Origin of the sequence: Methyloversatilis discipulorum, assembly GCF_000527135.1 — a bacterium.
Classification (GTDB): Bacteria; Pseudomonadota; Gammaproteobacteria; order Burkholderiales; family Rhodocyclaceae; genus Methyloversatilis; species Methyloversatilis discipulorum.
In genome coordinates this window covers 3,430,948-3,442,474 of sequence record NZ_AZUP01000001.1, presented here as the reverse complement: position 1 = coordinate 3,442,474, position 11,527 = coordinate 3,430,948, and the positions used below count along the sequence as shown (strand labels likewise).

Annotated in this window: 4 protein-coding genes, 2 tRNA genes and 3 rRNA genes; all 9 read right to left on the bottom strand. The window is 59.0% G+C overall.

The window, feature by feature from the left end:
• Nucleotides 1-234: 234 nt before the first annotated feature.
• A complete protein-coding gene (recQ, locus tag METFAM1_RS0116125) occupies nt 235-2,040 on the bottom strand; it encodes a DNA helicase RecQ (RefSeq protein WP_019916451.1) in 1,806 nt (601 codons plus the stop codon).
• A gap of 37 nt (nt 2,041-2,077) precedes the next feature.
• On the bottom strand, nt 2,078-3,643 hold the full coding sequence (locus METFAM1_RS0116120) for a DEAD/DEAH box helicase (RefSeq protein WP_024300765.1): 1,566 nt from the start codon (nt 3,641-3,643) through the stop codon (nt 2,078-2,080).
• A gap of 172 nt (nt 3,644-3,815) precedes the next feature.
• Complete coding sequence (locus tag METFAM1_RS0116115) at nt 3,816-4,580, bottom strand: tRNA threonylcarbamoyladenosine dehydratase (RefSeq protein ID WP_019916449.1); 765 nt, start codon at nt 4,578-4,580, stop codon at nt 3,816-3,818.
• 117 nt (nt 4,581-4,697) lie between these two features.
• Nucleotides 4,698-4,811 (bottom strand): 5S ribosomal RNA (gene rrf / locus METFAM1_RS0116110).
• A 134-nt stretch (nt 4,812-4,945) separates the two neighbouring features.
• Nucleotides 4,946-7,833 (bottom strand): 23S ribosomal RNA (locus METFAM1_RS0116105).
• Between the two features lie 280 nt (nt 7,834-8,113).
• A tRNA-Ala gene (locus tag METFAM1_RS0116100) sits at nt 8,114-8,189 on the bottom strand.
• Between the two features lie 29 nt (nt 8,190-8,218).
• A tRNA-Ile gene (locus METFAM1_RS0116095) sits at nt 8,219-8,295 on the bottom strand.
• A 120-nt stretch (nt 8,296-8,415) separates the two neighbouring features.
• Nucleotides 8,416-9,948, bottom strand: a 16S ribosomal RNA gene (locus tag METFAM1_RS0116090).
• The 16S, 23S and 5S rRNA genes sit together here with 2 tRNA genes alongside, the layout of an rRNA operon.
• Nucleotides 9,949-10,300: 352 nt before the next feature.
• A complete protein-coding gene (gene tyrS / locus METFAM1_RS0116085) occupies nt 10,301-11,500 on the bottom strand; it encodes a tyrosine--tRNA ligase (RefSeq protein WP_019916448.1) in 1,200 nt (399 codons plus the stop codon).
• Between the last annotated feature and the right edge of the window lie 27 nt (nt 11,501-11,527).

The window sequence follows — 11,527 nt, the reverse complement described above, 5'->3', positions numbered from 1 at the left end:
CAGCGGTTGTGTCAGCGCGCAGGCGACGACGAAAAGGAGTGGTCGAATGTTGCAACGCATGATGCCCTCCCAGCTTCAATAACGAAGTCAGTGATGCACTATGCAATATCCAGACCAACGACCTATTGGCGACAAACCGTTGTTTTAAATAGATTCAGGCATGCATCCTATCGTCGGGCCTGCGTCACATCGGGGCACGAAGCCGACAAAGCACTATTGCAGTGCAATATGCCCTTAGTCGAAGCCCGAGATCAACTCGACAAGAGAGTCGCCGTAGCGCTCGACCTTGCGTGCACCAAAGCCCGGTATGTCGGTCAGGTCATCGAGATCGGCCGGGCGTTTGCGCGCCAGTTCGATCAGCGTGCTGTCGTGCAGGATGACGTAGGCCGGAACCGATTGGGTTTTCGCCTCGTCCAGCCGCCACGCTTTCAGCGCCGCCAGCAGATTGGCGTCGACGCCGTCCATCGACACCGGGGTGACGCTGCGCGTGCGCCGCGCCACCGATTCACGGGCCTTCTCGGCGATGCGCCGCATCATCACCGGCTGTTCGCCGCGCAGTACCGGGCGGGCGGCCTCAGTCAGCACCAGTGCACCATAGGATTCGTGATCGACGCGCGCCAGTCCGAGCGCGACCAGCTGACGGAAAACGCCGCGCCACAGGTTGTCGTCCTCGGCCTTGCCGACGCCATGCACGCTCAACTTGTCATGCCCCCATTGACGGATGCGCTCGGTGTCCTTGCCACGCAGCACGTCGATCAGGTGGGTGACGCCGAAGCGGTTGCCGGTGCGATAGATCGCTGACAGCGCCTTCTGTGTGGCCACCGTCGCGTCCCAGGTTTCGGGCGGCGTCAGGCAGTTATCGCAGTTCCCGCAGGGTTGTCCCTGCTCACCGAAATAGGCAAGCAGATGGACGCGCCGGCACTGAGCGGTTTCGCACAGGCCCAGCAGCGCGTCGAGCTTGCTGCTTGAGATGCGGCGGAAGGCTTCGCTGCCCTCCGACTGATCGATGAATCGGCGCTGCTGCACGACGTCGGCCAGACCATAGGCCATCCAGGCGTCGGCGGCGCCGCCATCGCGGCCGGCACGTCCGGTCTCCTGGTAATAGCCCTCGATCGAACGTGGCAGATCGAGGTGGGCGACGAAGCGTACGTCCGGCTTGTCTATGCCCATGCCAAAGGCGATGGTGGCAACGACCACGATACCCTCCTCTCGCTGGAAGCGGGCCTGATGCGTTGCACGCGTCGCCGCGTCCATGCCGGCGTGGTAAGGGAGCGCCTTGATGCCCTGCGCGAGCAGCCATTCCGCCGTCTCGTCCACTTTCTTGCGCGACAGGCAATAGACGATGCCGGCATCGTCCGGATGCTCGTTACGGATGAAGCGCAGCAACTGCTTGCGCGCGTCGTCCTTGTCTACGATGGTGTAGCGGATGTTTGGCCGGTCGAAGCTGGACACGAACACGCGTGCGTCGTGCAGCGCGAGACGGTCGATGATTTCGGTGCGCGTCGCCGGATCGGCGGTGGCGGTGAGCGCGATGCGCGGCACTTCCGGGAAGCGCTCGTGCAGCACGGAAAGCTGCAGGTACTCCGGACGGAAGTCGTGCCCCCATTGCGCGACGCAGTGCGCCTCATCGATGGCAAACAACGCCGGCCGGATATGACTCAGCAGATCGAGGCAGCGCGGGGTGTTGAGCCGCTCAGGGGCGACGTAGAGCAGATCGAGCGCTCCATCGAGCAGGCTGCGCTCGACCGCGCGCACCTGATCGAGATCGAGCGTGGAATTGAGGAAGGCGGCGCGTACGCCCAGTTGGGTCATCGCGGCGACCTGGTCCTGCATCAACGCGATCAGTGGCGACACGACGACTGCCGTACCTGGGCGCAGCAGCGCCGGCACCTGGTAGCACAGCGACTTGCCGCCGCCTGTCGGCATCAGCACCAGGGCGTCGCCACCGGCCGCGACGTGCTCGACGATCTCGCCCTGCGCACCGCGGAAACCGGGATGGCCGAAGACGTCCTTCAGCACTTTCAGTGCATCGTCACGCACGCGGTCGCCCCTAGCCCTTCATGCAAATGGCGTGATGTTATCGCTGTCCGCTGCGGTTGCGCGAGAACAGCGCCGGCTGTTGCGGACGTCGCGCCTCGTTGCCGCGCGGCATCACGTTGCCATTGACCTCACGCGGCGGCTTGGCCGCCGGCTGGATGCGATTGCCGCGATTGTCGTCGTCATCGTCGTGCGAGCGCACCGGCGCGCGGTTGCCGTTCGCAACGTTGCCATTGGCGCCGCCACTCCTGCTCTGCGGGCGGCCCGGATTGCCGTTGCCACGTGCAGCCGGCTTGTTCTGCGGAGTACGCGCCGGACGATCACCGGCAGGCCGCGGTTGCTGACCCTGACGCGGCGGCTGTCCGTTGCCTGATGCCGGCTTGCTGCGTGCCGCGCCGTCTCCACGACCACCTCGCCCCTGCGGACGGGGGCCGCGATCCGGCTCCTCGCTGGCGCCGGCGACCGGCACGAAACCCTCAGCCGTCACGCGCGGAATCGACTGCCGGGTCACCTTTTCGATGGCTGTCAACAGCTTTACTTCTTCGCGATCGACCAGCGACACCGCGGCGCCGCTGGCGCCGGCTCGACCGGTGCGACCGATGCGGTGCACGTAGTCTTCGGGTACGTTCGGCAGTTCGAAATTCACCACGTGCGGCAGCTGGTCGATGTCCAGACCACGCGCCGCGATATCGGTAGCGACCAGCACGCGCAGCGTATTCGTCTTGAAGTCAGCCAGCGCTTTGGTGCGGGCGTTCTGGCTCTTGTTGCCGTGGATGGCAGCGGCGGTGATGCCCTGTTTGTCGAGCTGTTCGGCCAGACGGTTGGCACCATGTTTGGTGCGCGTGAACACCAGTACCTGTGACCATTCGCCCTTGTTGATCAGATGCGCCAGCAGATGACGCTTCTGCTTCTGCTCAACCATATAGACGCCCTGATCGACGCGCTCGGCGGTGGTGTTGCGCGCCGCAACCTCCACCTCGGCGGCATCGTTCAGCATGCCGTGCGCGAGTTCGCGGATCTCGGGCGAAAAGGTCGCCGAAAACAGCAAGGTCTGGCGCGCCTTCGGCAGCGCAGCGATCACCTTGCGGATGTCACGGATGAAACCCATGTCCAGCATGCGATCCGCTTCGTCGAGCACGAAGATTTCAACGCCGGACAGATCCAGCGTCTTCTCGCCAAGGTGGTCAAGCAAACGACCGGGCGTGGCAACCAGGATGTCGACGCGCTGCTTCAGCGCCTGCAACTGCGGGTTCATGCCCACGCCGCCGAACATGACCATGGAACGCAGCTTGGCGTGCGCGCCGTAGGTGCGGACCGACTCCTCGACCTGAGCCGCGAGTTCGCGCGTCGGCGTAAGGACCAGTACGCGTGGCCGTCCCGCCGGAATGCTGGCCGGACGGTTGATCAAGGTGTGCAGGATGGGGAGGGTGAAACCGGCGGTCTTGCCGGTGCCGGTCTGTGCGGCAGCGAGCAGGTCGCGCCCGGCCATCACGAGCGGAATGGCTTTCTGCTGGATCGGTGTGGGCTGCGTATAGCCTTCTTCGGAAATGGCGCGCAGCAGGGGCTCGGCCAGGCCAAGCCCGGCGAAATCGACTTCAGTGTTCAAACAGTTCTCCAGCGACGGCCCGTCGCTCAAGCTGAGTGACACCAATACAGGCAGACAGGGTGTGGATTCCGGAAGGGAGGCTCATGCCTCCTCTTGTCAGGGAGACAAGGGAAAGCGCCTATTGGCACGGCGCAGGCGCAGTGTAGCGGTGTTTCCGCTTGAAGTGTTGCGCTCACTGTTTCAGCAGATGTTCTATCGCGCGTGCAGCCAGCGCGAAACCGAAGCCGGCTGTGACACAGACGCTGGAACCGTAACCAGCGCAGTTCAGCCCCTGTGGCGCGGCGCCCGCATCGCAGGCCTCCGCCACCGGCTTGCGCATCGCTTCCGCCGAATAGACGGCTTCGATACCGAAATGCTCTTTGCGCGACACGTTCATCCGCGCGTTACGGCGCAACAAAGCGCGCACGCGTGCGAGCAATGCATCGCCCTGAGTGGCGCCGAGATCGGCGTGACGGATGCGCGTCGGATCGGTACGTCCGCCTGCGGCTCCAGCCATGAACAGCGGGATGCCCGCCTGATGACAATATTCCGCCATCGCCACTTTCGCTGCCGTCCGATCCGTGCAGTCGATCACCGCATCGGGTTTCGACGACAGCAAGTCGCCTGCATTGTCCGGCGTCAGGAAATCCTCGACGCATGCCACGCTGGATTCCGGATTGATCAACGCGATGCGCTGGGCGATGGCATCGACCTTGGCCATCCCGAGGGTCGATTGCAGGGCCTGCAACTGCCGGTTGATATTCGACTCGGCGACGTTATCGAGGTCGATGATATTGATGTTTTGTATTCCGTGTCGTGCGATGGCTTCGGTGGTCCATGAACCGACGCCGCCGACACCGACGATGGTGATGCTGGATTTTCTGAGTTTTGCGTAGGCGCCGTTGCCGTACAGCCGGTCGATACCGGAGAAGGCGCGTGGTGTGTTTTGGTCGGCCATGTGACGGATTGTGGTCCGGATTTGGTCGTTTGAGGGGTTGTTGGGATGTACGGGAGTGAGTCTGGAAGCACAAACGCCCGATCACTGGGGTGTGATCGGGCGTTGTGTTGTGGGGTAGCCTGGCGCTGACCTACTTTCGCGAGCGAGGTGCTCACTATCATTGGCGCGGCTGCGTTTCACGGTCCTGTTCGGGATGGGAAGGGGTGGTTCCACAGCGCTATGGGCACCAGGCTGAAGCTTTTCATGCAGGCGCGAGGTGCATCGGGCCGACATGTGGAAGAAGTAAAGGATATGGGGTGATTGTGTGCGCGAGGCACTTGGATCACACCGGTGCTGATTCAACGGTTCGTTGAGCACACGGTTATAGGGTCAAGCCGCACGGGCAATTAGTACTGGTTAGCTTAATGCATTACTGCACTTCCACACCCAGCCTATCAACGTGGTGGTCTTCCACGACCCTTCAGGGGGATCGAGTCCCCGGGAAGTCTCATCTTGAGGCGAGTTTCGCGCTTAGATGCTTTCAGCGCTTATCTCTTCCATACTTAGCTACCCGGCGATGCCACTGGCGTGACAACCGGTACACCAGAGGTATGTCCACTCCGGTCCTCTCGTACTAGGAGCAGGCCCCCTCAAACTTCCAGCGCCCACGGCAGATAGGGACCAAACTGTCTCACGACGTTTTAAACCCAGCTCACGTACCACTTTAAATGGCGAACAGCCATACCCTTGGGACCGGCTACAGCCCCAGGATGTGATGAGCCGACATCGAGGTGCCAAACTCCGCCGTCGATGTGAACTCTTGGGCGGAATCAGCCTGTTATCCCCAGAGTACCTTTTGTCCGTTGAGCGATGGCCCTTCCATACAGAACCACCGGATCACTATGTCCTGCTTTCGCACCTGCTCGACGTGTCAGTCTCGCAGTCAAGCTCGCTTTTGCCATTGCACTTTAGGTACGATGTCCGACCGTACCAAGCGAACCTTCGAACTCCTCCGTTACCTTTTAGGAGGAGACCGCCCCAGTCAAACTGCCTGCCATGCACGGTCCCCGACCCGGATTCACGGGCCTAGGTTAGAACCTCAACGACACCAGGGTGGTATTTCAAGGATGGCTCCTCGTGATCTGGCGACCACGTCTCACAGCCTCCCACCTATCCTACACAAGTCCCGTCAAAGTCCAATGCAAAGCTACAGTAAAGGTTCATGGGGTCTTTCCGTCTAGCCGCGGGGAGATTGCATCTTCACAAACATTTCAACTTCGCTGAGTCCCAGGAGGAGACAGTGTGGCCATCGTTACGCCATTCGTGCAGGTCGGAACTTACCCGACAAGGAATTTCGCTACCTTAGGACCGTTATAGTTACGGCCGCCGTTTACCGGGGCTTCGATCAAGAGCTTGCACCCCATCACTTAACCTTCCGGCACCGGGCAGGCGTCACACCCTATACGTCCACTTTCGTGTTTGCAGAGTGCTGTGTTTTTATTAAACAGTCGCAGCCACCGATTCTCTGCGACCCCGTTCAGCTCCATCCGCGAGGGACTTCACCTACTAAGGGCATACCTTCTCCCGAAGTTACGGTATCAATTTGCCGAGTTCCTTCTCCTGGGTTCTCTCAAGCGCCTGAGAATTTTCATCCTGCCCACCTGTGTCGGTTTGCGGTACGGTCAATCCATGACTGAAGCTTAGAGGCTTTTCCTGGAAGCGTGGTATCTAGCACTTCAGAGCACGTGGCTCCTCGTCATCACATCTCGGCTAAGCCGCGCGGATTTGCCTACGCAGCACGCCTACCTGCTTAAACCGGGACGTCCAACACCCGGCTGCTATAACCTTCTCCGTCCCCCCATCGCATCATGGATTGGTACAGGAATATTGACCTGTTTCCCATCGACTACGCCTTTCGGCCTCGCCTTAGGAGCCGACTCACCCTACGCCGATGAACGTTGCGTAGGAAACCTTGGGCTTTCGGCGAGCGGGCCTTTCACCCGCTTTATCGCTACTCATGTCAGCATTCGCACTTCTGATATCTCCAGCATCCGTTACCAGACACCTTCGCAGACTTACAGAACGCTCCCCTACCATATGTCTTACGACATATCCGCAGCTTCGGCTCGTGGCTTGAGCCCCGTTACATCTTCCGCGCAGGACGACTCGACCAGTGAGCTATTACGCTTTCTTTAAAGGATGGCTGCTTCTAAGCCAACCTCCTGGCTGTCTATGCCTTCCCACCTCGTTTTCCACTTAGCCACGCATTGGGGGCCTTAGCTGGCGGTCTGGGTTGTTTCCCTCTTGACGATGGACGTTAGCACCCACCGTCTGTCTCCCATGCTCGCACTTCTCGGTATTCGGAGTTTGCTATGGCGGGGNAGATCGCAATGACCCCCCCAACCATTACAGTGCTCTACCCCCGAGAGTGATACATGAGGCACTACCTAAATAGTTTTCGGGGAGAACCAGCTATTTCCAGATTTGTTTAGCCTTTCACCCCTATCCACAGCTCATCCCCTAATTTTTCAACATTAGTGGGTTCGGACCTCCAGTACCTGTTACGGCACCTTCATCCTGGCCATGGATAGATCATCTGGTTTCGGGTCTACGCCCAGCAACTGAATCGCCCTATTCAGACTCGCTTTCGCTACGCCTCCCCTATTCGGTTAAGCTCGCTACTGAACGTAAGTCGCTGACCCATTATACAAAAGGTACGCAGTCACCCCTTTCGAGGCTCCCACTGTTTGTATGCATGCGGTTTCAGGATCTATTTCACTCCCCTCCCGGGGTTCTTTTCGCCTTTCCCTCACGGTACTGGTTCACTATCGGTCGATCACGAGTATTTAGCCTTGGAGGATGGTCCCCCCATCTTCAAACAGGATTTCACGTGTCCCGCCCTACTTGTCGCACGCTCAGACCCGCCATCTACTTTTCGCATACGGGACTATCACCCTGTATCGTCGGACTTTCCAGACCGTTTTGCTAAGTAAATGGTTTAGTCGTGCAGGCTACTCCCAGTTCGCTCGCCACTACTTTGGGAATCTCGGTTGATTTCTGTTCCTCGAGCTACTTAGATGTTTCAGTTCGCTCGGTTCGCCTCCTCTGGCCTATGTATTCAGCCAGGGATGACCCTTACGGGCCGGGTTTCCCCATTCGGACATCTGCGGATCAAAGCTTCATTGCCAGCTCCCCGCAGCTTTTCGCAGGCTTGCACGTCCTTCATCGCCTGTGATCGCCAAGGCATCCACCACATGCACTTATTCACTTGACCCTATAACGCTGTGCTCGACTTGCGTCTCACACCGCACTACAGGATAGTTCTCAAGCGCTCGCGCTATCTATCCCACCGCTGGTTCAAAGAGGTGGGACGATGCAATCACTACCCATGAGATGCCGACGCGGTTGAAACGCCGACATCCCTTTACTTCTTCCAAATTTTTAAAGATCAAACTTCGCACCCTTGCGGGTGAGGTCTGGGCAGCATCTCTGCACCCCACGCCTCACACTCAAAGCTACGGCAACAAGAACAACCGACGTCCCATCAAAGGAAGTGGTGGAGGATGACGGGATCGAACCGACGACCCCCTGCTTGCAAAGCAGGTGCTCTCCCAGCTGAGCTAATCCCCCAAAGACTGCACTTACTCATGCAGGCAATCTGGTGGGTCTGGTTGGGTTCGAACCAACGACCCCCGCCTTATCAAGACGGTGCTCTAACCAGCTGAGCTACAGACCCGGTCCTTCCAGGGTCGGGTGCTCAACGCGGGCTCGTCATCGCTGACTTGCCCGAGCTCCTTGCCCTTGTTGCTTCTTTAACAGCCGATAGGTTGTGGACACGACCTGATTGTGACTCTAGAAAGGAGGTGATCCAGCCGCACCTTCCGATACGGCTACCTTGTTACGACTTCACCCCAGTCATGAATCTCACCGTGGCGACCGCCCCCCTTACGGTTAGGCTAGCCTCTTCTGGTGAAACCCACTCCCATGGTGTGACGGGCGGTGTGTACAAGACCCGGGAACGTATTCACCGCGGCATGCTGATCCGCGATTACTAGCGATTCCGACTTCACGCAGTCGAGTTGCAGACTGCGATCCGGACTACGATCGGCTTTCTGGGATTGGCTCCACCTCGCGGCTTGGCAACCCTCTGTACCGACCATTGTATGACGTGTGAAGCCCTACCCATAAGGGCCATGAGGACTTGACGTCATCCCCACCTTCCTCCGGTTTGTCACCGGCAGTCTCATTAGAGTGCTCTTGCGTAGCAACTAATGACAAGGGTTGCGCTCGTTGCGGGACTTAACCCAACATCTCACGACACGAGCTGACGACAGCCATGCAGCACCTGTGTTACGGCTCTCTTTCGAGCACCCCCACCTCTCAGCAGGGTTCCGTACATGTCAAGGGTAGGTAAGGTTTTTCGCGTTGCATCGAATTAATCCACATCATCCACCGCTTGTGCGGGTCCCCGTCAATTCCTTTGAGTTTTAATCTTGCGACCGTACTCCCCAGGCGGTCGACTTCACGCGTTAGCTGCGGTACTCAATGAGTCTCCTCACCGAACACCTAGTCGACATCGTTTAGGGCGTGGACTACCAGGGTATCTAATCCTGTTTGCTCCCCACGCTTTCGTGCATGAGCGTCAGTATTGGCCCAGGGGGCTGCCTTCGCCATCGGTGTTCCTCCACATCTCTACGCATTTCACTGCTACACGTGGAATTCCACCCCCCTCTGCCATACTCTAGCCGTGCAGTCACAAGCGCAGTTCCCAGGTTAAGCCCGGGGATTTCACACCTGTCTTACACAACCGCCTGCGCACGCTTTACGCCCAGTAATTCCGATTAACGCTCGCACCCTACGTATTACCGCGGCTGCTGGCACGTAGTTAGCCGGTGCTTCTTCTTCAGGTACCGTCATTAGCGAGCTATGTTAGAGCTCACCGTTTCGTTCCTGCCGAAAGAGCTTTACAACCCGAAGGCCTTCTTCACTCACGCGGAATGGCTGGATCAGGGTTGCCCCCATTGTCCAAAATTCCCCACTGCTGCCTCCCGTAGGAGTCTGGGCCGTGTCTCAGTCCCAGTGTGGCTGATCATCCTCTCAGACCAGCTACAGATCGTTGCCTTGGTAGGCCTTTACCCCACCAACTAGCTAATCTGACATCGGCCACTCCAATCGCGCGAGGTCTTGCGATCCCCCGCTTTCTCCCTCAGGACGTATGCGGTATTAGCACTTCTTTCGAAGTGTTATCCCCCACGACTGGGCATGTTCCGATGTATTACTCACCCGTTCGCCGCTCGCCGCCAGTCCGAAGACCGCGCTGCCGCTCGACTTGCATGTGTAAAGCATTCCGCCAGCGTTCAATCTGAGCCAGGATCAAACTCTTCAGTTTAATTCCCAAAACTCGTCAGAATTCACAGGTATAAGCTTTCGCTTAAAACCTTTGATTCGTATGAGCACTTCAATTTAGTTGTCATGCGATCAACCACCACCCCAGGAATCCCTGAAACGACAGCTGCTCGCCGTTACAACCACGCCGTGCCCACACCTATCGGCTGTTTGTTTTGTTAAAGAACGTTCGCTGCTGAGCAACGAGAGGTGCGCATTCTACGGATAATTTCGAGGTGGTCAACACTTTCACCAAAGATTTTTTAAGTTTTTTTGGCGCACCTCTTTCAAGCGACTGCGGGAAAGTACGAATGAATAAAAACATCCCGAAAAATCAAGCTCGAGACGAGCACCTCTCAACGCACGACGAGGCGAGAAAATTTTCGCTTGCCCACCTGCGCCACGGCTGTCGTGCCTGCCGCGAGCACAAGCCCGCGATCGGAAACCTTGTCACCATCGAGCCGAACCCCGCCCTGATCGATCATCCTCAAGGCCTCCGAGGTGGTGGCGGTGAGGCCAGCCGCCTTCAACGCCTGCGCAATACCGATACCTGCCCCCGCACTGTCGAGCACCACCTCCTCGATGTCCTCCGGGATGCCGCCCTGACGGAAACGCGATTCGAAGTCGACCAGCGCTGCTGCCGCTGCCGCCGCGCCATGAAAACGACCGACGAGTTCCTGCGCCAGCATCACTTTCACGTCTCGTGGATTGCGCCCTGCGGAGACTTCTGCACGCAGGCCCTCGATCTCGTCGAGTCCGCGGAAGGACAGCAGTTCGTAGTAACGCCACATCAGTTCGTCGGACACCGACATGACCTTGCCGAAAATTTCGTTCGGCGGCTCGGACACGCCGATGTAGTTGCCCAGTGACTTCGACATCTTGTTGACGCCATCCAGTCCCTCCAGCAGCGGCATCATCAGCACAACCTGTTGCGCCTGGCCGTACTGCTTCTGCAGTTCGCGCCCCATGAGCAGATTGAAGCGCTGATCCGTGCCGCCGAGCTCGACGTCGGCCTTCAGCGCAACCGAGTCGTAGCCCTGGCACAGGGGATAGAGGAATTCGTGGATGGCGATCGGCTGGTTGCTGGCATAGCGCTTAGCGAAGTCGTCGCGTTCGAGCATACGGGCAACCGTGTGTCGGGACGCCAGCCGGATCATGCCGTCTGCGCCGAGCTGGTTCATCCAGGTCGAGTTGAACACGACCTCCATGCGCGAGGGGTCGAGGATCTTGCCCACCTGTTCGCGGTAGGTTTCAGCGTTCTGCAGCACCTGCTCGGGCGACAGCGGCGGCCGGGTCACGTTCTTGCCCGACGGATCTCCGATGGCGCCGGTAAAGTCGCCGATCAGGAAAAGGATCTGGTGACCAAGATCCTGGAAGTGCTTCAGCTTGTTCAGCAGCACGGTGTGACCGAGGTGCAGGTCCGGTGCGGTAGGATCGAACCCCGCCTTGATGCGAAGCGGTCGCCTCGACTTGAGTTTCTCGACCAGATCCGCTTCGGGGAGCAGTTCTTCGACCCCCCGCTTGATCAACGCCAACGCCTGTTCCACTTCAACCATGACCGAACCCCGAATACACGCGCCTCG

Excerpts from the sequence above, each read along its gene's own strand:
- METFAM1_RS0116115 (WP_019916449.1), bottom strand. The coding sequence starts at position 4,580 with ATGGCCGACCAAAACACACCACGCGCCTTCTCCGGTATCGACCGGCTG.
- tyrS (WP_019916448.1), bottom strand. The coding sequence starts at position 11,500 with ATGGTTGAAGTGGAACAGGCGTTGGCGTTGATCAAGCGGGGGGTCGAA.